20 protein-coding genes are annotated in these 21,431 nt (G+C 61.2%); 7 read left to right on the forward strand and 13 right to left on the reverse strand.

All coding sequences use genetic code 11. From position 1 onward, the window contains the following. Position 1: 1 nt before the first annotated feature. From EOI86_RS11675 to EOI86_RS11685, 3 genes are all read right to left on the reverse strand, one after another. Complete coding sequence (locus EOI86_RS11675) at positions 2 to 1,861, reverse strand: extracellular solute-binding protein (protein ID WP_240035643.1); 1,860 nt, start codon at positions 1,859 to 1,861, stop codon at positions 2 to 4. A gap of 212 nt (positions 1,862 to 2,073) precedes the next feature. After that, positions 2,074 to 2,865 carry a histidinol-phosphatase gene (hisN, locus tag EOI86_RS11680; RefSeq protein WP_127765386.1) on the reverse strand — a complete coding sequence of 264 codons (792 nt, stop codon included), beginning with the start codon at positions 2,863 to 2,865 and terminating at the stop codon, positions 2,074 to 2,076. Between the two features lie 67 nt (positions 2,866 to 2,932). Then, positions 2,933 to 3,478: a c-type cytochrome gene (locus EOI86_RS11685; protein ID WP_240035644.1), complete on the reverse strand. Its 546-nt coding sequence runs from the start codon at positions 3,476 to 3,478 to the stop codon at positions 2,933 to 2,935. Between the two features lie 278 nt (positions 3,479 to 3,756). Here EOI86_RS11685 and EOI86_RS11690 point away from each other — a divergent pair, with 278 nt between their 5' ends. Together EOI86_RS11690 and EOI86_RS11695 are read left to right on the forward strand one after the other, a co-directional pair. Continuing rightward, positions 3,757 to 4,485: a 3-deoxy-manno-octulosonate cytidylyltransferase gene (locus EOI86_RS11690; RefSeq protein WP_127765387.1), complete on the forward strand. Its 729-nt coding sequence runs from the start codon at positions 3,757 to 3,759 to the stop codon at positions 4,483 to 4,485. A 9-nt stretch (positions 4,486 to 4,494) separates the two neighbouring features. Further along, positions 4,495 to 4,890, forward strand: a complete 396-nt coding sequence (locus EOI86_RS11695; RefSeq protein ID WP_127765388.1) for an ACT domain-containing protein — start codon at positions 4,495 to 4,497, stop codon at positions 4,888 to 4,890. A gap of 40 nt (positions 4,891 to 4,930) precedes the next feature. Here EOI86_RS11695 and EOI86_RS11700 read toward each other — a convergent pair whose 3' ends face one another. Together EOI86_RS11700 and EOI86_RS11705 are read right to left on the reverse strand one after the other, a co-directional pair. Next, the gene (locus EOI86_RS11700) at positions 4,931 to 6,271 is read right to left on the reverse strand and encodes an HlyD family secretion protein (protein ID WP_127765389.1); all 1,341 of its coding nucleotides are present in this window, start codon (positions 6,269 to 6,271) and stop codon (positions 4,931 to 4,933) included. Positions 6,272 to 6,282: 11 nt separating this feature from the next. Next, positions 6,283 to 6,783, reverse strand: a complete 501-nt coding sequence (locus EOI86_RS11705) for a MarR family winged helix-turn-helix transcriptional regulator (protein WP_127765390.1) — start codon at positions 6,781 to 6,783, stop codon at positions 6,283 to 6,285. Positions 6,784 to 7,035: 252 nt separating this feature from the next. On the opposite strand from EOI86_RS11705, the gene EOI86_RS11710 reads away from it, so the two are divergent. Further along, positions 7,036 to 8,235: a mandelate racemase/muconate lactonizing enzyme family protein gene (locus EOI86_RS11710; protein WP_127765391.1), complete on the forward strand. Its 1,200-nt coding sequence runs from the start codon at positions 7,036 to 7,038 to the stop codon at positions 8,233 to 8,235. 112 nt (positions 8,236 to 8,347) lie between these two features. Here EOI86_RS11710 and EOI86_RS11715 read toward each other — a convergent pair whose 3' ends face one another. From EOI86_RS11715 to EOI86_RS11725, 3 genes are read right to left on the reverse strand one after another with little or no spacing between them, the layout of a single operon-like run. Then, positions 8,348 to 8,848 (reverse strand): GNAT family N-acetyltransferase, encoded by a 501-nt coding sequence (locus EOI86_RS11715; protein ID WP_127765392.1) that lies wholly within the window; start codon positions 8,846 to 8,848, stop codon positions 8,348 to 8,350. A 2-nt stretch (positions 8,849 to 8,850) separates the two neighbouring features. Then, positions 8,851 to 9,756: a dihydrodipicolinate synthase family protein gene (locus tag EOI86_RS11720; protein ID WP_127765393.1), complete on the reverse strand. Its 906-nt coding sequence runs from the start codon at positions 9,754 to 9,756 to the stop codon at positions 8,851 to 8,853. Positions 9,757 to 9,789: 33 nt separating this feature from the next. Then, on the reverse strand, positions 9,790 to 11,193 hold the full coding sequence (locus EOI86_RS11725; protein ID WP_127765394.1) for an FAD-binding oxidoreductase: 1,404 nt from the start codon (positions 11,191 to 11,193) through the stop codon (positions 9,790 to 9,792). A gap of 178 nt (positions 11,194 to 11,371) precedes the next feature. Between EOI86_RS11725 and EOI86_RS11730 the strand changes: the two genes are divergently transcribed. Continuing rightward, positions 11,372 to 12,160: a 2-keto-4-pentenoate hydratase gene (locus tag EOI86_RS11730; RefSeq protein WP_127765395.1), complete on the forward strand. Its 789-nt coding sequence runs from the start codon at positions 11,372 to 11,374 to the stop codon at positions 12,158 to 12,160. Between the two features lie 9 nt (positions 12,161 to 12,169). Here EOI86_RS11730 and cueR read toward each other — a convergent pair whose 3' ends face one another. After that, the gene (gene cueR / locus EOI86_RS11735) at positions 12,170 to 12,556 is read right to left on the reverse strand and encodes a Cu(I)-responsive transcriptional regulator (RefSeq protein ID WP_127765396.1); all 387 of its coding nucleotides are present in this window, start codon (positions 12,554 to 12,556) and stop codon (positions 12,170 to 12,172) included. Then, positions 12,553 to 14,808: a heavy metal translocating P-type ATPase gene (locus tag EOI86_RS11740; RefSeq protein ID WP_127765397.1), complete on the reverse strand. Its 2,256-nt coding sequence runs from the start codon at positions 14,806 to 14,808 to the stop codon at positions 12,553 to 12,555. Before EOI86_RS11740 ends, cueR begins: the two co-directional genes overlap by 4 nt. Positions 14,809 to 15,009: 201 nt before the next feature. Between EOI86_RS11740 and pdxA the strand changes: the two genes are divergently transcribed. Together pdxA and EOI86_RS11750 are read left to right on the forward strand one after the other, a co-directional pair. Continuing rightward, positions 15,010 to 16,011: a 4-hydroxythreonine-4-phosphate dehydrogenase PdxA gene (gene pdxA, locus EOI86_RS11745; RefSeq protein WP_127765398.1), complete on the forward strand. Its 1,002-nt coding sequence runs from the start codon at positions 15,010 to 15,012 to the stop codon at positions 16,009 to 16,011. Positions 16,012 to 16,028: 17 nt separating this feature from the next. Then, complete coding sequence (locus tag EOI86_RS11750) at positions 16,029 to 16,724, forward strand: 4-hydroxythreonine-4-phosphate dehydrogenase (RefSeq protein WP_127765399.1); 696 nt, start codon at positions 16,029 to 16,031, stop codon at positions 16,722 to 16,724. Here EOI86_RS11750 and EOI86_RS11755 read toward each other — a convergent pair. Together EOI86_RS11755 and EOI86_RS11760 are read right to left on the reverse strand one after the other, a co-directional pair. Further along, entirely contained in the window at positions 16,721 to 18,367 is a 1,647-nt protein-coding gene (locus tag EOI86_RS11755) for an acetate--CoA ligase (protein WP_240035645.1), read from the reverse strand. The two genes, EOI86_RS11750 and EOI86_RS11755, sit on opposite strands and share 4 nt — an antisense overlap. Before the next feature lie 12 nt (positions 18,368 to 18,379). Then, entirely contained in the window at positions 18,380 to 19,441 is a 1,062-nt protein-coding gene (locus EOI86_RS11760) for a phosphotransferase family protein (protein WP_127765400.1), read from the reverse strand. Positions 19,442 to 19,594: 153 nt separating this feature from the next. Between EOI86_RS11760 and EOI86_RS11765 the strand changes: the two genes are divergently transcribed. Next, positions 19,595 to 20,491 (forward strand): pirin family protein, encoded by an 897-nt coding sequence (locus EOI86_RS11765; RefSeq protein ID WP_127765401.1) that lies wholly within the window; start codon positions 19,595 to 19,597, stop codon positions 20,489 to 20,491. Here EOI86_RS11765 and EOI86_RS11770 read toward each other — a convergent pair. Further along, positions 20,472 to 21,368 carry a LysR family transcriptional regulator gene (locus tag EOI86_RS11770; RefSeq protein WP_127765402.1) on the reverse strand — a complete coding sequence of 299 codons (897 nt, stop codon included), beginning with the start codon at positions 21,366 to 21,368 and terminating at the stop codon, positions 20,472 to 20,474. The two genes, EOI86_RS11765 and EOI86_RS11770, sit on opposite strands and share 20 nt — an antisense overlap. Positions 21,369 to 21,431 lie beyond the last annotated feature (63 nt).

The raw sequence follows: 21,431 nt of genomic DNA on the forward strand, positions 1-21,431 counted from the left end.
ATCAGTTGCCCTTGCCGCGGGTCAAGGCGGCATCCTTTTCAGGGTCGATCCACCAAGTGTCGGACGTCACGCCCCGTTTTGGGATGATATCCGGCAAGCCGAAACGGTTCCAATAGGCAAGCCGATCGGCTTCGCCGTGAAACATCGGGATCATGAAGAAATTCCAGAGCAACACCCTGTCCAGCGCGCGGGTCCGGGTGATAAGGCTTTCCCGATCCGGCGCCGCGATCAGCAATTCGACCAATTCGTCGATCGCCGGGTCGGTTATGCCCATCAGGTTCCGACTGCCTTCCCGCGCGGCCGATGCCGATCCCCAATATTCACGCTGTTCGTTGCCGGGCGAGACCGACTGTCCAAACACGGTGACCATCATGTCGAAATCGAAGGTTTCTGTCAGGCGCCTGTATTGCGCGTCATCGACGACCCGGATCGTCGCCTTGATGCCGAGCCGTTCAAGGCTGCGCACCAGGGCTTGGCTGTGCGGTTCAAGCTGGGGAGACCGCAGCAAGATCTCGAAAGCGAAAACCTCGCCGGTATCGTTATTGGTCAGAACCCTGTTCTTGATGCTCCAGCCCGCGTCCTTCAGCAGCATCGCCGCCTTTTTCAGGTTGTCGCGATTATTGCCGCTGCCATCCGTCTTCGGCGGAACGAATTCTTCGGTGAAGACACGGTCGGGTATCTGGCCGCGATAGGGATCGAGGATTTCCAATTCCGCCTCGGAAGGCAGGCCGGTCGACCCCAGTTCATGATTGTCGAAATAACTGTCGGTGCGCTTATAGGCCCCGTACATGATGGTTTTGTTCACCCATTCGAAATCCCAGGCATAGGTCAGCGCCTCGCGCACCCGGATATCCTGGAACAGCGGCTTGCGCAGATTGAAGGCGAAGCCCTGCATCGGCGCGACACGCTCATTGGGGAAATCCTTCTTCACGATATCGCCCGATTTGACCGCGGGAATGTCGAAAGCCGTGGCCCATTCCTTGGCGCTGTTTTCCCGCCAAATATCGATGGCGCCCGCCTTGAAGGCTTCCCGCGAGATGGTGCGGTCGCGGTAAAAGTCATAGCGTATGGTCTGGAAATTATCGAAACCGCGGTTCACGGGCAGATCCCGTCCCCAATAATCCTCGACCCTTTCCAGGGTCAGCGACCGTCCCGGATCGACCTTGGATATCCGATACGGGCCCGATCCCAAAGGCGGGTCCAGCGTCGTCTGGTCGAAGGCGCGGTCCGCGTAATAGTGCTTCGGCAAGACCATCAGTTCGGAGAGAATGAGGGGCATTTCCTTGTTCTCACCGGGATAGAGTATGAAACGCACCGTGCGGTCGTCAGGCGTCTCCACTTTCTCCACAGCGGCGTAGTAGTACTGATAACTGGGACTGCCTTTTTCACGCAGCGTGTTGAAGGTCCAGGCGACGTCCTCCGCCGTGATCGGCTGGCCGTCGTGGAAGCGCGCCTCTGGGCGCAGTTTGAATTCGACCCAGGATTCGTCCGCCGGCACCTCGATGGTTTCGGCGACAAGACCGTAAACGGCGCTATCCTCGTCACCGACCTGTTTCATCAGCGTGTCGTAGATGGCGGCCGTTTGAAACGCGGCGTTGCCCTTGATGATGAAAGGGTTGAGGGAATCGAAGGTCCCTGCCCCTTCCTGGATCACGAGGCCGCCCTTCGGCGCATCCGGATTGGCGTAGTCGAGATGTTTGAAATCGGCGGGGTATTTCAGCGCATGATTCAAAGCGAAACCATGGGACGGGCCGTTCGTTCCCGACGCGGCCGCCCCGCCCGCCATACCGACCATTCCTACAACGACAACCACGGCGCCAATAACATGGCGCCAGCCTGCAGCACCTGTAAGACCCGTCATGACTACAGTCATCCGATCGTTAATGAACCCGCTCCTTTTGGCCGGGGCTTTGTCGGCTGCCGGTTCGTCCCCGCAGCCGATTCGGCCCCATGTACCTTATCTTGTCACTAATGAAGATCGACGGCACCGGCAATCAAGCCTTGCCATAAAAATGCCTCATTCCCAACCCCCGCTTGCGGCCCAACCATGTCTGGATGGTCCTTGTGGGTTCGTCAGCCCGCCGCCCCCAAAATCGCGACGGCCGGCGCATGCACGCTTTCAGCCGCAGCGCCCAGGAAGGTGTCGCCCGAGGTCAGCGTCAGCGGGTCGCCCGACCAAGTGGTCGCCACCCCGCCCGCGGCCCGGATGATCGGCGCCAAGGCCATATAATCGTAGGGTTTCAATCCGCATTCCACGTGCAGATCCACGCAACCGCTGGCAATCAGGCCGGTGGAATAACAATCCCCACCATAGCGCGGCAGGTCCACTTGGCCGTATAGCTGATAGAAAGCATCCCGCCGGGCCTCGGTATTGAACAGGTCAGGGGCGGTCGTATAAAGCCTCGCCCGGTCCAATCCACCGCAATCGCGCGTCCCGACCGGATTCCCGTTGAACGTCGTGCCATGGCCCAGTGCGCCGAGCCATCGTTCCTTCAGAATCGGCTGATCCAATACGCCCAGGACCGGCACGCCCCGATCCGCCAAGGCGATCAGCGTGCCGAAAACAGGCATGCCGGCAATAAAGGCGCGGGTGCCGTCGATTGGATCCAGGACCCAGACATAGCGGGCATCAAGGCGGACCTGACCGTGTTCCTCGCCATAAATACCGTGGTCCGGGTAGCGGTCCTCGATCAAGGCGCGGATGACGGATTCCGCTTCCCTATCCGCGATCGTCACGGGGCTTTCATCCTGTTTGGCGATCACGTCGAAGGGTGTGCGGAAATACCGGGCAACGACGTCCCGGGCGGCATCGGCCAATTCGTTCGCGAAGCCGATAAATTCTTCAGCAACCGTTTCGTCGGGCATAGGCCTTCCCCGTCACGAAAAGGGCGGCCCCATGGCCGCCCTTCCAAATTCAGTCCAGTCCGACGCCTTACGGCAGCGGAACCGGATTATCGCTCAACGTCCGCAGATAGGCGATCAGATCGGCGCGATCCTGGGTCTTTTTCAGACCGTTAAACGACATGGCCGTACCGGAAATGAAATCCTTCGGCTTGTAGAGGAAGTGATTCAGGTCCTCGTAGGTCCATTCGCCACCCTTTTCCTTCATGCCGTCGGAATATTTGGTGTAACCGTCATGGCTGGCCTTGGCGTTACCGACCACGCCGTAAAGTCCCGGACCCACGCCGTTCGCTCCGCCTTTTTCGAACTTGTGGCAGGAGGCGCATTTCTTGGTCAGCTTTTCACCCTTCGCGATATCGGCGGAGGCCAAAAGCGGCACAATCGGTTCCGGCCCGGTCTCTTCAACCGGCGCGGCGCCGCCGGCGCCTTCCTGAACCTCGATCACGAAAGCATTCTCTACAGGAGTGCTCGGATGATAAACGAAACTGGAAATGAATCCCGCGGTCATGGCGATCAGCCCAGCCGTCAAAACGGCGGCGGCGACCTTGTTGATCATAAGCGGATCTTCGTCATGCATAGCGTAATCCCCAAACGCTCCGTGTGGCTCATGCCCTCATAGCATGCCACAGGTGATTGAATCCGGGACATCCTGGCCGGGATCCGCCCGCGCAAGCGAGCCTTGCCCCACCCGTATCTTTTCCCCGGTGTCTTTGGGGTATATCGTGTCGTCACGCGCGAATCAACCGCGCGAAATCAACAGTCTAGCCTTCGGAAACCGGGTAGCCCCGGCATCTCCCAGGCGCCGCGGCACCAGCAGCCCCCGCGTATACAACCAAAGTGGAACCCGAACCCTCCATGAACCCTATTGTTCTCATCCCCGCCCGCCTCGCCGCCTCGCGCTTTCCCAACAAGCCTTTGGCGGATATTCACGGCAAACCCATGATCGTTCACTGCGTCGAACGGGCGCAGGAAGCCGATCTCGGCCCGGTCTGGGTGGCTGCCGGGGACCGGGAAATCGTCGATGCTGTGGAACAAGCGGGCGGCAAAGCCGTGCTGACCGATCCGGATCATCCGTCCGGGTCCGATCGAATCTGGGAGGCCGCCTGCAAAATCGACCCGGACGGCAAACACGACGTGATCGTTAACATGCAGGGCGACCTGCCCGCGATGGAACCCGGCATCCTGCGTGCCGTGACCGATCCCTTGGCCGACCCACAGGTGGATATCGGCACATCGGTCGCCATCATCACCGACCCGGAAGACCGGGATAATCCCAATGTGGTCAAAGCCATTGCCGGCTTCCCCGACGGCGCCCGTCAAGCGCGGGCCCTGGCCTTCACCCGCGCGACCGCGCCATGGGGCGATGGGCCGCTATACTATCATTTCGGCATCTATACCTATCGACGCAGCGCTTTGGAGCGATTCGTCGCCTTGCCGCCCGGCGTGCTGGAAAAGCGCGAAAAGCTGGAACAGATGCGGGCCCTGGAGGCCGGCATGCGGATAGACGCGGTTTTGATCGACACGATCCCGTTGACCGTGGATACGCCGGAAGACCTTGCACCGGTCCTGGACGTTCTGGGATAGGCGCGGCAGATGGGCGCCACCGTGGACTTACGGCTTCTGGAAGGATTCTATGCGGTCAGCTTCCTGCCGCCGGACAGCGCCGTGCCGAACTGGGTTACGGAAAAAGAACCGGAAGGCGGTTTCGTGAATGTCAGTTTCTGCAACGACGAGATTTCCATCGTCACACCGGCCGACAGAGTGCCCGACGGGGTTGAAACGGATAAGGGCTGGCGCGCCTTGAAACTGACCGGGGCCTTCGCGTTCGACCAACCGGGGATCGTCCTGTCGGTCGTTCGCCCGATTTCCGAAGCCGAATTGGGCGTTTTCGTCGTCTCAACCTTCCACCGGGACTATCTGCTGGTCCGGTCGGAAAGTCTGGAGAAAGCCCAGGCACTGTTGACCGAAGCCGGCCACCGCTGGGCGTGACCCGTCGGGGGCCGTTTTAGGGCGGGTGCGCCCCGTGTGGTTAGTTCGCCAATGCGTTGGAGGCCAGCAAAGAGTCCTTCCAGCCGTTGAATTTCTCCACGTACTGCGCCCAGACCGTGTCGAAGCTCTTGTCCTGCTCGGTGTCGACGGTGATCGTCGCGGTCATGCCGGCCCGCAGAGCCGGCCGGTCGCCGAATTCCAGTATTTCGATTCGAACCGGCAGGCGCTGAACCACCTTTACCCAGTTCCCCGACGCATTCTGAGGCGGCAGGACGGCAAATTCCGCGCCGGTCGCCGGACTGATGCTGCCAATCGTCGCAGGCCAGACAACACCCGGGAAGGCATCGATTTCGACTTCCACAGGCTGACCTTCCCGCATATGGGTCAATTTCGTTTCCTTCAGGTTCGCCTCGACCCAAATCCCTTCCGTCGAAATGATGCCGAAGACCGGGTCACCTTCCTCCACCCATTCGCCTGACTGAAGACGCATCTGACTGACGATGCCGTCATGAGGGGCCGAGATTTCCGTGAATTCCAGCTTCAGTTGGGCTTGGTGAAGTTCTGCTTCCGCCTCCATATAAAGCGGGTGAAGTTCCACGGCCTTCAGCGGGTCTCCGCCCAGACTGGCCAAGACCGTCTGGCTTTTCTGGCGCAAGGTGTTCACGGCCTGCTTCGCGGTCATCAATTCGAATTGCGCGTCGTCCAGACTGACGCGGGTCGCCACCCCCCGGCTGGCCAAGGCCTGTTGGCGTTCGAATTCGGAGTTGAAATAGGCGACACGCTCATTCGCTTCTTCGATTTCCGCCTGGACCTGCCTGAATTCAGCCCGGCGGCGGGCTATTTCCTGGCGCGCGCCATCCAGTTTGGCTTCCGCCTGGTCGACGGCAATCTGATGCGGCCGGGCGTTCAATCGGAACAGGACATCGCCACGTTTCACATGTTCGTTGTCGGATACAAGGACATCCACGACGCGCCCATCGATCGACGGGCTGATCGTGATGATCTCCGACTTCACATAAGCGTTCTCGGTCGAAATATATTGTCCCGAGGTCATGTACCAATAGGCACCGGCCAGCACGACACAGATCGGCACCGCCAACAGCAGCAGGGCGCGGGTCGTGCGCCGCATGAAGCGGCGGATGGGTTTCTTCGGTGCTGTGGTTTCGCCCGTCCCACCTTGCGACGGAGCTTCAGGTGCACGGGTTTCCGCGGGCTTCGTATCCTTCGCCTGGGCCCCGCCCTCGTTGGCGGGTTCCGCGTGTGCAGTCGCCGTCGCTTCGGGCGCTGGGGCCGCCGGCGCGATCGCCGGACGGGCATCCTGCTGCGGGTGCGGGCGGTTGGGGCCGGTCGGCATTTCACGCTGGGCTGCTTGGTCGCTCATCTTTTCGCCCCCTAGTCGTCGCCGGCCATGGCGATCGGCTCATCACGGCCAAGCGCCAACATATTGCCTTTGATCTTCAAAAGCGTGTCCACGAACCGGTCCTGTTCCGCGCGATCGATCCCGGCCATGGCGCTTTCGCGCACGCTCGCGCCAATTCCACGCAGGGTGACCATCAGGTCCAAAACCTCACCCGTCAGATAGACCCGGCGGATGCGCCTGTCCTGGGAATCCGATTCCCGCCGAACCCAGCCCTTTTCCTCCAGCTTGTCGAGCAAGCGGCCCATCGTCGCGCGTTCCACTTCGCACTGATCCGCAAGCTCCGTCTGGGTCGCGCCTTCATAGGCATAGACGAAGTTCAGCACCCACCATTGCGAGCGGGTCAATTGCAAGGCCCGGCTGCGCCGGTCGAACTCGGCGCGCATCAACCGCGCGACATCGTGCAGCAGAAATCCGAAGTTCCGGTCCAAATCGGACCGGTCGGTGAAATCGGGTTTTGAACGTTCACGATCCATGCGGTGCAATTCCCTTTAACCCGCAGCCTCGCCGCCGGCGGCAAAACTCGAGCACGGGCCAAGATTTCGCGGTATTTTTGTTGCATAGCTTACAATTGCGTAGACTATAATTGCAAAGCTGACAGATTCCAAGAACCGGTTTTCCCTTGCGGGACAACGGTGAACAGACTCAAAATCGGGCTATTCAGGAAGTGCGGTCACAAGAACCGCATCGGACGGCAGGGCCGTCATACAGGGTGGGAGATTGCCGACATGCGGATTACGTCCATTGAGACGCTTTGGCTGAACGAATTCTCGAACGTTCTTTGGGTCCTGATCCATACGGACGAAGGCATTACGGGCCTTGGCGAGACGTTTTCCGGGTCGAAAGCGGTCGAAGCCTTCATCCATGAAACCGCCGCATTGAAATTGATCGGGCAAGACCCGATGCGGATCGAACATCTGAACCGGGAGCTTCTGACCTATGTCGGTTTTTCCGGCCAGGGTGCCGAAGAGCGCGGGCGGTCAGCCATCGACATCGCCCTGTGGGATCTGTTCGGAAAGGTCGTGAACCAGCCGGTATACCAGCTATTGGGCGGGCTGTGCCGGGACAAGGTGCGGACCTACAATACCTGTGCCGGTTACAAATATGTCCGCAACCGCCCGACCTGGGGCACCGATGATTGGGGGCTAGAGCAAAAGAGCGAGGGTCCCTACGAGGACCTCGACGCCTTCCTGAACAATGCCGACGAGCTGGCCCACAGCCTGCTGGAACAAGGCATCACCGGCATGAAGATCTGGCCCTTCGATACCGCCGCCGTGAAGAACAATGGCTATGACATATCCTCAGCCGATCTGAACGCCGCCCTCGTCCCGTTCGAAAAGATCCGCAAGGCCGTCGGCGACAAGATGGACATTCATGTCGAACTGCATTCGCTTTGGCGACTGCCAGGTATCTTGAAGGTCGTGAAGGCGTTGGAACCCTTCGATCCTTATTGGATTGAAGATCCGATCCGCATGGATGGGTTCGACGACCTTCGCACCCTGTCGGAAAGAACCTCCGCGCCGATTTGCGCCAGTGAGACGCTGGGCACGATCCGCGACTTCCGCAGCCTGATGGAAGCGCAATGCGCCCATATCGTCATGCCCGATGTCGGCTGGTGCGGCGGAATCACCGAAACCAAGAAGATCGCCGCCATCGCGGAAGCCTATCAACGCCCGGTCGCGCCGCATGATTGCCAGGGACCGGTGGTGCTTGCCGCTTCCGTCCACATGTCCTTGGCCCTGCCGAACGTGCTGGTTCAGGAATCGGTCCGGGCCTTCTATGACGGTTGGTATGGTGAATTGGTGGATACGGTTCCGCGGCCAACAAACGGCTTTTTCCTACCGCCGGAAGGCCCGGGCCTGGGCCTGAACCTGTTGCCGGAACTATGGACCCGCGACGACGCCAACCGGAAAGTTACCGACGCCTAACCAACCGAAAAAATGATTGGGGCCGACGGAAAGACAACGGATATGTAGGGGATCATTCCCGCAAAAACCCCGAGCTTCGACGCCAAGGACGATATCGACGTCGGCGGGGCGTTCAAAGTTCCCGCTGCATATAGATCGTGTCGAGCCAGCGGTCGAACTTGTAGCCGACATTCTTCAAGACGCCCGCATACATGAAGCCACAAGCTTTGTGCACGCCGATCGAGCCCGCATTCTCGATATCGCCGATCACGGCGATGATCTGTTTGAACCCGCCGGCACGGGCGTCTTCGATCACCGCGGAAAGCAGCGACCGGCCAAGCCCACGGCCTTGCGCGGACGGGTCGACATAGATTGAATCCTCAAGCGTGAACCGATAGCCGGGTCTAGGCCGGAACCAATCCGCGAAGGCATACCCGACGACCACGCCATTGTCGTCGGCGACGCGGAACGGAAGCTTCTGCTCCACGATCCGCTCTATTCGCGATGTGATTTCCTCCATGCTAGGCGGTTCCAGGGCGAAACTGGCCGTGCCGGTTTCAACCGCATGCGCGTGGATCCTATGGATCGCGCCGGCGTCCGCCGCCGATCCCGGACGAACCGTAAACCCCGCCATCGTCAGAAAGCCCCCAATTCACCCGCGTAGCGTTTCAGCCATTCCAGCCCGTGCGGCGTGGGTTGCTGGGCCGGGGCGCGGTCATGGACCCGGTCCAGGGAAAGCCCCATCCGCAAGGCGGTAATCCGCTTTCCGTAGCACAAGAAGTTCTGCACGGACTGCATACAGAAGATGATGACCGGCAGGATTTCCCGGTAGATGGCTTCCATATCCTCGACCCGCCCATCCTCGAATGCCGTGTACAGGTCGATCTGCCGGTCGAAGCAGTCAGGGGCCGGAATCATGCCGACGCAGCCGCCGCGCAAGTTGTCGGGAAATTCCAATCCGCCGCGCCCATTCAATACGCGGAAGACACCGTCGGTCGCATCGACCAGACCGGCGATTTCGATGGCAGGGCCTTCGCCCTTCAACAGGGCGACATTGGGATGGTTCCGATTCAGCGTCTTGAGCCCATCGATCGACAGGCCCACGCCGATATAGGCGGCAGCGTTCTGAATGGCGACAGGGATGGAGACCTTTTCCGCGACACTGCCGAAGAACCGAACATATTCCGCTTCCGGCAACCCACCGACCGGCGGCGGCTGCAGGATGACGAAGTCGACACCGAGGGCATCCGCCGCCTTGGCGAAATCCGCCTGCCCCTCGACCGTCGGCTCCGCGATGGTGATCGCTATGGGGCAGGCACCCGCCACATCTTCGACCAGCCATTCCATTACTTGCCGGCGTTCGGCGGTCGATAGCTTGGTGACTTCCGTCGCCAAGCCCAGGGCCGCTATCCCATGCGGATTGTGTTTCACACAAGCCAGGGTCTGCCGCCGCATCAGGTCGCGGTCGAGTTTTCCCTGTTCGTCGAAAAAGGCATAGAGGATCGGGTAGACGCCCCGAACCTGCGACGGATCGATGCCCATGACCTTTCCCCCCCTCTCAAGCAATCCCGACGGTCAGGCCGGCAAAACCTTGCCCGGATTCATGATGCCTTCGGGGTCCAACGCATTCTTGATCATGCGCATCACGCTGACCGCTTCGCCGTGTTCCGCTTCCAGGAACTTCCGCTTGCCGGACCCGATCCCATGTTCACCGGTACAGGTTCCATCGACCGCGAGGGCTTTGTAGACGAGCTGCTTGTTGTGCTCTTCCGCCTTGGCCAATTCCTCGGGATTGTTGGGGTCGACGACATAGCCGATGTGGAAATTGCCGTCGCCCACATGGCCGACAATGGTGCCAACGATGCCTTGTTCGTCCATCGTGGTTTTTGCATCGGCGATGATCTCGGCCAAATGCGAAATCGGGACGCAGACATCGGTCGACCAGACCTCACAGCCCGGACGAAGCGACTTGGTGGCGTAATGGCAATTATGCCGGGCCGTCCATAAGGCGTTCCGATCTTCCTGCTTGGTCGCGAATTTAAAATTCTCACCGCCGAAATCCGCCGCGATGGCCTGAACGGTTTCCGCCTGCTCCTTCACGCCTGCTTCGGACCCGTGGAATTCGAAGAACAGGTGATCGGAAACATCGAAACCTTCCAGTTTGGAATAGTTGATGCAGGCCCCCATCATTTCCTTGGAGACAAGCTCAACCCGCGCGACCGGAACACCCGACTGGATCGTCAGGATCGTCGTATTTACCGCGTCTTCCAGGCTGGGAAACGCGCAGACGGCCGCGGATGTGGCCTCCGGCACGCCATAGACCTTCACGGTCAGTTCCGTGATGATACCGAGCGTTCCTTCCGACCCAACGAAAAGCCGGGTCAGGTCATAACCCGCCGATGACTTCTTAGCCCGACGCGCCGTTTTGATGACGCGTCCGTCGGCCAGGACGGCCGTCAGGTTCAGGACGTTTTCACGCATCGTGCCATAGCGCACCGCGTTGGTTCCCGACGCCCGCGTCGCCGCCATCCCGCCAAGCGAGGCATCGGCGCCCGGATCGATCGGGAAGAACAGCCCCGTGTCGCGCAGATATTCGTTCAACTGCTTGCGCGTGACACCCGCCTGCACCGTGACGTCGAGGTCTTCGGCGTTCACTTTGATAATCTCGTTCATTTCGGAAACATCGATGCATACGCCGCCGAAAGGCGCGGTGATGTGCCCTTCCAGCGCGGTACCGGTTCCGAACGCGATAATCGGTGCGTTGAACTTGGCGCAGATCTTGACCGCTTTCGAGACGTCATCGGTCGAGCGGGCAAAAACCACGGCATCCGGCGGTTCGCCCTTGTGATAGCTTTCGTCGTTGCCATGGCGCTCAAGCACAGCGGCCGAGGTCGACACTTGATCGCCGAAGGCTTCCGTCAATTCAGCAATCAAACTGCCGGTATCGGTTTCGGCGAGCCGCGCCGTTACTGAAGCCATATCATATTCCTTTTTCTGAAAGCGGTCGTGGCCCTGCCCGGGGCGCTGAGATAGCGTGCTTTCCGGGAACGTCCTTCCGACCGAGTGCGTTTCCTTTTATTCCTTATACAATAGCATCAGAAATGCGCCTGCCAACGGGCCAGCTTGAGTCCAATATGTACTTCGGGGGAAAACATCCATGGACGTAACGACATTGTCGGAAGCCGCAAACGCCTTGGCCAACGCGCGCATTTCGGCAAAAGCGCTGGATCGCCTGCCGATGGAACCCGAATCCGTCGATCTGGATACCGCCTATCGGATTCAGGACCTGCTGCATGAGCGCCTGACGGACCGGTTCGGCCCAATGCGGGGCCATAAGATCGGGTGCACGACAAAAGTCATGCAGGAATATCTGAAAATCGATCACCCTTGTGCCGGTATGGTACCGGCCGCGATGGTTCATGAAGGTACTGGCCGCTTCAAACGGGCCGAGTTGGTGCGCCCTGGGATCGAATGCGAAATCGCGGTCGCCCTCGCCAAAGACCTGCCTGCCCGCGCAGAAGGATATGACCGCATCTCGGCCGCTCAAGCCGTCGCCGGCGCCATGGCCAGCATCGAATTGGTGGACGAACGGTGGACCGATTTTCGGGAAAGGCCGACATCCTCCCTCGTCGCCGACGATTTCTTCAACGCGGGCTGTGTGTTCAGCACGCCGGTCGATCTCGATCCCTTGGCCATGGACAGCTTGACCGGGCGGCTGCGCATCAACGGCAAACTGATCGGCGAAGGCATCGGCCGTGACATTCTGGGCCATCCGATGGATGCGCTTGCCTGGCTGGCGGAATTCCGAGCGGGTCGGGGCCAGCTCCTGAAAGCCGGCGAATTCGTGACCTTGGGCAGTATCGTCAAAACCAAATGGATCGAAGCGGGAGATGAGGTCGTGACCGAAATCGACGGGTTGGGTGTCGCAACGCTGATCGTGGAATAACCGGTCCGGCTAGTGCGCCAGGTCTTCCAGGATCGGGCAGTCCGGGCGGTCGTCCCCGTGGCATTGACTGACCAAGGTTTCCAGGGTCGAGCGCATTTGCTCCAACTCCTCGATCTTCGCGACGATCCTGTCGATGTGCTGCCGGGCCACTGCTTTCACATCCGCGCTCGACCGGTTCTTGTCCTGATACAGCGACAACAGCACCGCGCAATCCTTGACCGAAAAGCCCAGGTCGCGAGCGCGTTTCAGGAAGCTTAGCGTATGAACATCGGCTTCGCTGTAGGACCGGTAACCCGCCGCCGTCCGCCCCGCCGGTGCGATCAGACCTGTTTCCTCGTAATACCGGATGGTCTTGGCCGGAAGGCCCGACTTCTTGGCGGCTTCCCCGATATTCATGGATTGGCCCTCCCCCTCGTTTCCAGCCGGCCCATTTCGTCCAACCGTGGGCGCCACCCGCGCAACAGCAGTGCATTTGTGACGACGCAGACGGAACTCAACGCCATGGCCGCGCCCGCGATGCCGGGGCTGAGATATCCAAGCGCCGCCAGCGGAATGCCGACCGTATTATAGGCGAAGGCCCAGAACAGGTTCTGGCGGATCTTGGCCAGGGTGCGTTCCGATATCTCCAAGGCGGCCGGCGCAAGGCGCGGATCGTCCCGCAGCAGCGTTATGCCGGCGGAATTGACGGCCACGTCGGATCCACCGCCCATGGCAATGCCGAGACTTGCCGCGGCTAGCGCCGGAGCATCGTTGATGCCATCACCGACCATGGCGACGGACCGGCCTTGTTTCTGCATTTCCACAATTTCAGCGGCCTTGTCTTCCGGGCTGACTTCCGCGACCACCGCGTCAATGCCAACCAGACCGGCGACCCGTTCCGATTCACGCTTTGTATCGCCCGAAAGCAAAGTGACCGACCGGCCCGAGGCATGCAGCGCGGCGACGGCCGCCACCGCCTTGTCGCGAATGCGGTCGACGATATCGACGCGGGCGACGCAGACACCGTCCACGGCGAGCCAGACATGGGTGCCGACATCCTCCTCTTCGCTCCAATTGCCAAGAGCCTCTGGAAGGGCGATGCCTTCGACGTCTAACAGCGCCGGCTTACCGATCAGGACCGGCTTGCCGTCGACTGTCGCCGCGACGCCCTGGCCGGTAACGGACCGGAAATCCGTTGCTTGGAGCGCGGCTTGGGACGGGTTGACCGGTAGGTCCTGAAAGGCCCTGGCCAGCGGATGATTGTTTTGGCGCTGCACGGCAATTGCCGCGGCCAGGGCGAAACCGTCTTCCTTACCCCCGGCCCAGGCGATGTGGCGCACGGTGGGCTGACCCGCCGTCAAGGTTCCGGTCTTGTCGAAGACGACGGTGTCGATGCGCCCGGCGCGCTCAAGCGAGGTGACATCGCCAACCAGAATGCCGTTCCGCGCGGCGGCCCCCAGCCCCGCTGCGATGGCGGCGGGGGCGGCGAGTCCCAAGGCGCAGGGGCAGGCAATAACCAGGACCGAGACGGCGGCGACGACGGCGGATTCGACACCCGGGCCGAAGACCATCCAACCCAGAAAGGTGAGCGCCGCGATCGCGACGATCGTGGGCACAAAGATCGCGCTGATCCGGTCGACCAGTTTTTGCACCGGCGCCTTTTCCGCCTGTGCGGCACGGACCAGGTCGGCGATCTTGGCGAGCCGCGTGTCCTTGCCGATCTGCGTCGCGCGGATCGTCAAAAGACCGGTCAGGTTGGTGGACCCGGCGATGACCGATGCGCCAACCGCCGCCGTCACAGGCATGCTTTCGCCGGTCAGCATGCTTTCATCGATATCGGCCGTGCCTTCGGTGATTTCGCCATCGACCGGCAAGGCTTCACCCGGCCGTACCCGTATCAAATCACCAACCGCGACGCGTGTGATGGGGACATCCTTTTCGCCCTCCGCCGTCACCAGCCGGGCGCGGGCCGGGCGCAAGGCAAGCAGGGCCTGCAATGCGCTGGTTGCCCTATGCTTGGCGCGGGCTTCCAGATATTTGCCGAGAAGGACGAGCGTGATGACCACCGCCGCCCCTTCGAAATACAGCGATCCACGCGCCGCATCCCCCAACGTCACCGTCAGATAAGTGCTGTAGAGAAAGGCCGTCGTGGTGCCCAACGCGACCAGGACATCCATATTCCCGACCCCACCGCGCAGGCTGGCCCAGGCGCCGCGATAGAACCGCCAGCCGATGACGAATTGAACCGGCGCGGCGAGGGCCAGTTGAATCCAGGGCGTCACGTGGACCGATACGCCGAAAGGCATCAACAGCATTTCCGCCATAAGCGGCAGCGTCAGCAGCGCCGAGGCGATACACAGGTAAAGAACCGTCTTGTCTTCGGACGGGCCGCCCTTGGCGACCTGGTCGGCGAATTGAGCGCCGAAACCGGCTTGTTCCGTCGCAAAAGTGATCGTGTCGGCATTGATACCGTCGGACGCCTCCACCCGCGCGCTTTCCAGCGCGAAGTTGACGGTTGCGAGCGACACGCCCGGGACCGCGTTCAACGATTTTTCAAGCCGCGCCGCGCATCCGGCGCAGGACATGCCGCTGACACCGAACTCGAAGACGGTTGTCTTCTCCGCTTCGGGAAGGGTGGCGGACGAGAATTGGGCGGTCGCTTCGGACATAGGGTTGGTATCCTTTCCCATCCCATATAGGGTTTCCAGTTACTGGAAGGTCAAGGGCAAGGTGCTGGGTTTTGCCGTCGAATCCTTCATAGTCACGAAAAGCACCGGCGAAGAGCCTCTCGAATTCCAACTTTAGAATTCTGGGCCAGACGATAGACTGAACAGCACCGTATCGGCAGAGGTTGAGGGCTAAGGCAACCTATGGGAATCGACAAGAAACCGCTGGCCATCACCATGGGCGATCCGTCCGGTATCGGGCCCGAGATCGTGGTCAAGACATTGGTCGACCGCGTCGTCGACCGGCCGGTGGTCGTGATCGGCGACCCCGCGGTGATCGAACGGGCCATCGACATCACCGGCGCGGCCCTGTCATGCCGCATTCTCGATCGGCTGGGCGATTTCGACGATGCCGGGATCGGAACCACGATCGATATCCTGCCCGCCGTGGACATGTCGGAACCGCCCAAATTCGGGGTTGTTTCCGCCGCCAGCGGCAAGGCCGCCTATGATGCCGTGATTGCCGCCATCGACCTTGCCAAGACGGGCGAGATCGCCGGAATAGTGACCGCCCCCTTGCACAAGGAAGCCATGTCGGCGGCCGGCATCCGCTATCCGGGGCATACGGAAGTCCTGGCAGACAAAGGGGGCGCGGAACGCGTCGCCATGATGCTGGCCAATGACGAATTGCGTACCGTTCTGGTAACGATCCATTGTTCCTTGCGCGATGCGATAGAACGCGCGGATTTCGACGCCCAGCTGGCGGCCATCCGGTTGGCGCATGAAGGATGCCTGGCCCTTGGCATAGAAAAGCCCCGCATCGCGGTTGCCGGTTTGAACCCGCATGCGGGCGAAGGCGGATTGTTCGGGCAGGAGGAGATTGAGATCATCTCGCCCGCCATTCGCGCCGCGGTCGCCGAAAACATGGACGTCACCGGCCCCTGGCCGGGCGATACGGTTTTCATGCAAGCCCGGCAGGGTCGGTTCGACATCGTCGTCGCACAATACCACGATCAAGGTTTGATCCCGGTAAAGTATATGGGGATAGAGAAAGGCGTGAATGTCACCCTGGGCCTGCCCTTCATTCGCACAAGCCCGGACCACGGCACCGCCTTCGACATCGCGGGGACGGGAACGGCCGATGCGGAAAGCCTTCGAACGGCCCTGCGCTATGCCGCGCGCATGGCCGATGCCCGTGTGTTGTAGGGGAGTCGCAGGCTGAGATGGCACTGACCTTCATCTTCATGTTGACCCATAACGACCGGACCGTTGCCGACGCGAGGGACCGCCTGGAAGATGTCTTGGCCGGCGGGTGCCGGCATATCGGCTTCAAGGATGTGGGTCTGCCCTTCGACGAACTCACCCGCCTGTCCCATGACATCAAATCGGCCGGCGGCACCGTCTATCTGGAAGTCGTGAGTTTGAACCGGGAAAGCGAATTGACGTCGGCCAAGGCGGCCTTGGGTTTTGAAGTGGATTACCTGCTGGGAGGGACACGCGCGGCGGACGTCGCCCCGCTTCTGCACGGCACACCGATCCAATATTTCCCCTTCCCCGGCAGGATCGTCGGACATCCCAGCGTGCTGGAAGGTGACGCGGCGGAAATAGCGGCCAGCGCCCGGGACCTCGCCGCTCGCGACGATGTGCATGGCCTGGACCTGCTTGCCTATCGCTATGCCGGTGATGTGCCAAGCTTGATGAAGCAAGTCTGCGATGCGGCGGGGAAGCCCGTCATCATGGCGGGCAGCATCGACGGGGAGCAGAAGATCGCCGATGTCGGCGCCGCCGGCGCATTGGGGTTCACTGTCGGAACCGCCGCTTTCGACAACCGGTTTCCCGCAGCCGCGCCCGGCCTGCGCGGACAGGTCGAAGCGATCGGCGCACTGGCCGGAAAATATGGCGGCGGCATCGCCGCCTAGGCGTGGCCGTATTCAAGGTCGCGTAAATCGCGCCGCCGGATCTTTCCGGTAACGGTCTTGGGAAGCTCATCGGCAAAGACAATCTTGCGGGGGTATTTGTAGGGTGCGGTCGATGCTTTCACGAAATCCTGCAGTTCCTTGATGAGGGTGTCGTCCGCTTGAAACCCGGCATTCAAAACCACATAAGCGCAAACGATCTCACCCCGGTCGGGATCGGGACTGCCGACGACCGCGGATTCCTGCACGGCGGGATGTTCGATCAAGGCATTTTCCACCTCCATCGGCCCGATGCGATACCCGGCGGACCCGATGACGTCATCGTCCCGGCCCTCGTAGAACAGATAGCCGTCCGCATCACAGCGTGCCCGATCACCCGTGACGAACCAGTCCGTTCCGTCGATTTTCACGATGCTGGCCGCCGTCCTGTCCGCGTCCCGCCAATAGCCCAGCATGACCTGTGGGTTCGGCAGCTTCATCGCCAGCCGACCCGGTTGATCGGTTGCCGCCAAGCCATCTCCGTCATCGGCCAATACCGCCATCTCAACACCCGGCAAGGGTCGCCCCATGGAGCCCGGCTTGACGGCCATTGACGGATAATTCAGGACCGTCATCAGGGTTTCCGTTTGCCCATACCCATCAAGCAGTTGCGCCCCGGTCAGGTCCTTCCAGCGGGTGACGACTTCCGGGTTCACGGATTCCCCCGCCGACACGGTAAGCCGCAGCGCGGGCAACCCAGCCGCCGGTGGTTCCTCGCCGATCAGGCGGCGCAATTCAGTGGCCGCCGCACAAAATACCGAAACATTGTATTTTTCCAGAATCCCGAAACGTTTCGCCGGTTCGAAAGGGCCATCGTAGAAAAGCGCCGTCGCCCCGCAACTCCAAGGGCCGAACAGAATGCTTGTCCCGGCCTTGCTCCAGCCAGTATCGGCGGTACACCAGATTGTGTCGCCCGGCCGTAGGTCAAGCCAATACCAGGCGGACCCACGCCACGTATAAAGTGCCCGCGCGCCATGGGCGACGCCCTTGGGATTACCCGTGGAGCCTGAGGTGTAATAGAGGATGGCCGGATCGTCGATCGCCACGGAAACTGGATCGAACACATCGCTCGCGGCCTCCATTTCCTTTTCATAGGACGACCACCCGGCCGGCGCGGCATCCCCGCTACAGACCGCCAAGCGTAGCGCCAGCGGCCGGTCCGGATCGATCTTGCCACAGTTCTCAAGCGTGGTGATAACGCCCTTCGCCTCGCTATGGTCGAAACGATAGTCCAAATCTTTCTGCGTCAACATGGTGATGCAGGGAATCGGGATCACGCCCAATTTCGTGCAGGCAACGATTGCGATCTGCCATTCGGGAATCCGCGGCAGGACGACAAGGATGCGGTCGCCTTTCTCCAACCCAGCGGCTTTTAGTACAGTCGCAAGCTTGTTGGTCAGCGCGGCGATATCCGCATAGGTGTAGCGCGCTTCCGCCCCTTCGGCGTTGCACCAGATCAGCGCAAGCCTTTCGGGATCCCGGGCCCAAACATCCACGACATCGCCGCCGAAATTGAAGGTCTTGGGTATTTCCCACTCGAACGCCGCGTGAGTCTTTTCGTAGTCCTTCATGCGGTCCGGTACGGGGACGGCTTTCTCGACCATCATCCAACCTCCCTTTTAATCTACCCGGCCTTGGGCGATGTCATGGGTAAACGTCAGCAGATCCTCGGCGAGCGATCCGAATTCCGCAAATTTGGGATCCATCGTTCCGCCTTCACGCCAACGCCGGTGGAGCTGCGCGAAAACCACCGCCAAGCGGAATTGCCCCAACACCCGCTGGAAGATGAAATCCGACAAATCCCGGCCCGATGCTTCGGCATAGGCTTCCATCGCCTCCGCCCTTGTCGGAAAGCCGGGGGCGGCGGTCGGCATCTGGTTCAGCTTGTGCATGACTTGGGGGTCGTTCGGTTCCGTCCAATAGGCGAGCGTGACGGCCAGATCGAACAGGGGGTCGCCACGGGTTCCCATGTCCCAGTCCAGGACCGCGACCGGGTCCAGGCCGTCCCTGTCAAGGATCACATTGTCCAATTTGAAATCATTGTGGATCAGCGACACGGCGTGATCCGGCGGCACACGGTCCCGCAGCCACCCGCAGACCTCGTCCACCAAACCTGGGGCATCCTCGCCCCAGGCGAGATGGGCGCGTTTCGACCACCCCTCGATTGTCCGTCCGAGGAACCCTTCCGGTTTGCCAAGCCCGTCCAGGCCGACAGCGGCAGGATCGACGCCGTGCAAATCCGCGAGCACATCCATCAACCGCAGACCAATGCGCCGACGGTCGGGTTCCGCGATATCCTCCGGCACGTCGCCGCCGATCACGCGGCCCTCGCGATAGTCCATGATGAAGAACGGCGCACCGATGACCTCGGGATCGCTACAGGCGTGACGACACCGCGGCGCCAGCGGGAATTCCTTCCACAGATTGGACAGGATTCCGCTTTCCCGCCCCATGTCGTTCGCCCCCGGCGGAATAGGGCCGAGCGGCGGACGGCGCAGCACCATCGCCTTCCCGTCCACATGGATCAAAAAATTGAGATTGCCGAAGCCGGCGGCGAACTGCCGCGGCGGGTGGTCCTTCAGGTCCAGCACCATACCCTGGCCGGACAGATAATCGGCCAAGCGCGCCCAGTCCTGATCCTGCTGTTCCGACGCCGATTTTAATGAGGGCCCTGTCTCCATTCGCCCTTTCCATCCCTGCACAGACGCAATTGCGTGTTCTTTTTCTTGTCCTAAAAGGGTGCATGCGAGTGTGCCCCTGTCAAAGGCGGAGTCGTTACATATCTTTTTCAGGGAACGTCATAATGGACGCGCGCGAAGGAAGGGACCCGACCGATGAACAACAACGAACCGAAAACCGACCTGCCTGCTGGGATAGAGATGGTCATCGCGCCCAGGACCAGCGATATCGGGTCCTTCGAGGTGCAGCGCCTGCTTCCCCATCGCCGGCGGCGCATGGTCGGCCCCTTCATTTTCGCGGACCGAATGGGCCCATCCATGCTCGGCCCCTCCAACCCGCTGGAGGTCAGGCCACACCCGCATATCGGCTTGTCGACCGTCACTTATCTTTTCGACGGGGAAATCGTGCACCGGGATAGCCTTGGTTTCGAACAAACGATAAGACCCGGCGCGGTCAACCTGATGATCGCCGGGCGCGGCATCGTGCATTCGGAGCGCAGCGATCCCAAGGCGCTGGAAGAAGGCATCAACCTGTTCGGCATGCAAATCTGGATGGCCCTGCCGCATGCGCTTGAGGAGACCGATCCCGCCTTCATTAACTATGGCGCGGCAGATCTTCCGGCGGTTACCGAAAATGGCGCGACCGTCAGACTGGTGGCCGGGTCCTTCCGGGGTGAGACCTCCCCCGTCGAAACCGCAACGGAAGCGGTCTATGCCGATATCACCCTGCCCAGCGAAACGCGCATAACGATCCCGGCGGACTATGAGGAGCGTGCGCTCTATCCCGTCTTCGGCTCGGTCGAGATCCGCGGCACGGCGGTCGAGCCCGGGGAGTTGCTGGTTCTGGTTCCGGGGCAGGAGATCACGGTCCGCGCCCTTCAAGACGCGCGGCTTGTCCTGCTGGGCGGGGAGCCGATGGACGGGCCGCGTCACGTCTGGTGGAACCTCGTCTCCTCCAGCAAGGAGCGGATCGAACAAGCCAAGGAGGAGTGGAAATCGGGGCTTTTCCCGAAGGTCCCGGGCGACGACGACTTCATTCCACTGCCGGAGTGAGGTAGCTCAGCAGCCGTTTGGTGACGGGGTTGTCGACGCCCGCGCTGGGCCACACCGCATGAACCGGCATCGTCTCCATCCGCCAGTCGGGCAGAAGTTGGACCAAGTCCCCCGCCGCGACGGCGCTTGCAACATAGTGCGCCGGCGGGGACGAAATCGCCGCCCCAAGCCGGGTCAAATCCAACATCGCCTCGATGCTGTTTACGGTCAGGTTGCCGGCCTGCTCTACGGTAACCGGCTTGCCGCCCGGCCGCGTGAAGGTCCGCCGCGGCGCCAGCTTGGCGAATTTCACCCAGGGCAGAGCGCGAAGGTCGGACGGAAACCGGATCGGTTTGTGAGCGCGCAGAAACTCCGGCGAACAGACCAGGATGCGCGGCATGTCCCAGACCAGCCGGCATTTCAGCGCCGAGTCCACCATGCGCCCCGCCCGCAGGGCGAGGTCGAAACGCTCGGCGATCAAGTCCTCCATCCGGTCGGCATAGACAAGGTCCAGCGCCACCCGGGGATTTTCGCGATGAAACCGCACGATATCTGCCGTCAGCGCCGAATGCGCCAGGGAGGAGGTGACCGCAATTCTCAGCGTTCCGCTCAACCCCGATTCAATCTGTTTCGCGGCTTGGAAACCGCTCTCCGCCGCGTCCTTCATGGCGAGTGCCGCGTTGAAGAGTTCCTCCCCCGCCTCCGTCAACGTCATCTTCCGCGTCGACCGATACAGCAGCGCAGTGCCGAGTTCCTTTTCCAGCGCCTTCACATGATAGCTCGCCGCCGAGGGCGTCATGTCGAGGCGGCGCGCGGCCTCCCTGAAGCCGCCCGCGCGGACGACATAGGCGAAAATTGAAAGAGATTTCAAACGGTCCGGATTCATTGTGTAATTCATTCGAACAATCTGTGTGATTGTATCAGTCTACTGCTGTGGGTGGCGGATGACTAGATTGGCGCA

This window comes from Hwanghaeella grinnelliae (assembly GCF_004005845.1).
GTDB lineage: Bacteria > Pseudomonadota > Alphaproteobacteria > UBA8366 > Aestuariispiraceae > Hwanghaeella > Hwanghaeella grinnelliae.

Coding starts and splice junctions, on each gene's coding strand:
- EOI86_RS11685 (WP_240035644.1), bottom strand. CDS start 3,478: ATGCATGACGAAGATCCGCTTATGATCAACAAGGTCGCCGCCGCCGTT.
- EOI86_RS11740 (WP_127765397.1), bottom strand. CDS start 14,808: ATGTCCGAAGCGACCGCCCAATTCTCGTCCGCCACCCTTCCCGAAGCG.
- EOI86_RS11750 (WP_127765399.1), top strand. CDS start 16,029: ATGGCACTGACCTTCATCTTCATGTTGACCCATAACGACCGGACCGTT.
- EOI86_RS11675 (WP_240035643.1), bottom strand. CDS start 1,861: ATGACGGGTCTTACAGGTGCTGCAGGCTGGCGCCATGTTATTGGCGCC.
- EOI86_RS11725 (WP_127765394.1), bottom strand. CDS start 11,193: ATGGCTTCAGTAACGGCGCGGCTCGCCGAAACCGATACCGGCAGTTTG.
- EOI86_RS11755 (WP_240035645.1), bottom strand. CDS start 18,367: ATGATGGTCGAGAAAGCCGTCCCCGTACCGGACCGCATGAAGGACTAC.
- cueR (WP_127765396.1), bottom strand. CDS start 12,556: ATGAATATCGGGGAAGCCGCCAAGAAGTCGGGCCTTCCGGCCAAGACC.
- EOI86_RS11720 (WP_127765393.1), bottom strand. CDS start 9,756: ATGGGCATCGATCCGTCGCAGGTTCGGGGCGTCTACCCGATCCTCTAT.
- EOI86_RS11700 (WP_127765389.1), bottom strand. CDS start 6,271: ATGAGCGACCAAGCAGCCCAGCGTGAAATGCCGACCGGCCCCAACCGC.
- pdxA (WP_127765398.1), top strand. CDS start 15,010: ATGGGAATCGACAAGAAACCGCTGGCCATCACCATGGGCGATCCGTCC.
- EOI86_RS11710 (WP_127765391.1), top strand. CDS start 7,036: ATGCGGATTACGTCCATTGAGACGCTTTGGCTGAACGAATTCTCGAAC.
- EOI86_RS11770 (WP_127765402.1), bottom strand. CDS start 21,368: ATGAATTACACAATGAATCCGGACCGTTTGAAATCTCTTTCAATTTTC.
- EOI86_RS11715 (WP_127765392.1), bottom strand. CDS start 8,848: ATGGCGGGGTTTACGGTTCGTCCGGGATCGGCGGCGGACGCCGGCGCG.
- EOI86_RS11730 (WP_127765395.1), top strand. CDS start 11,372: ATGGACGTAACGACATTGTCGGAAGCCGCAAACGCCTTGGCCAACGCG.
- EOI86_RS11765 (WP_127765401.1), top strand. CDS start 19,595: ATGAACAACAACGAACCGAAAACCGACCTGCCTGCTGGGATAGAGATG.
- EOI86_RS11695 (WP_127765388.1), top strand. CDS start 4,495: ATGGGCGCCACCGTGGACTTACGGCTTCTGGAAGGATTCTATGCGGTC.
- hisN (WP_127765386.1), bottom strand. CDS start 2,865: ATGCCCGACGAAACGGTTGCTGAAGAATTTATCGGCTTCGCGAACGAA.
- EOI86_RS11690 (WP_127765387.1), top strand. CDS start 3,757: ATGAACCCTATTGTTCTCATCCCCGCCCGCCTCGCCGCCTCGCGCTTT.
- EOI86_RS11705 (WP_127765390.1), bottom strand. CDS start 6,783: ATGGATCGTGAACGTTCAAAACCCGATTTCACCGACCGGTCCGATTTG.
- EOI86_RS11760 (WP_127765400.1), bottom strand. CDS start 19,441: ATGGAGACAGGGCCCTCATTAAAATCGGCGTCGGAACAGCAGGATCAG.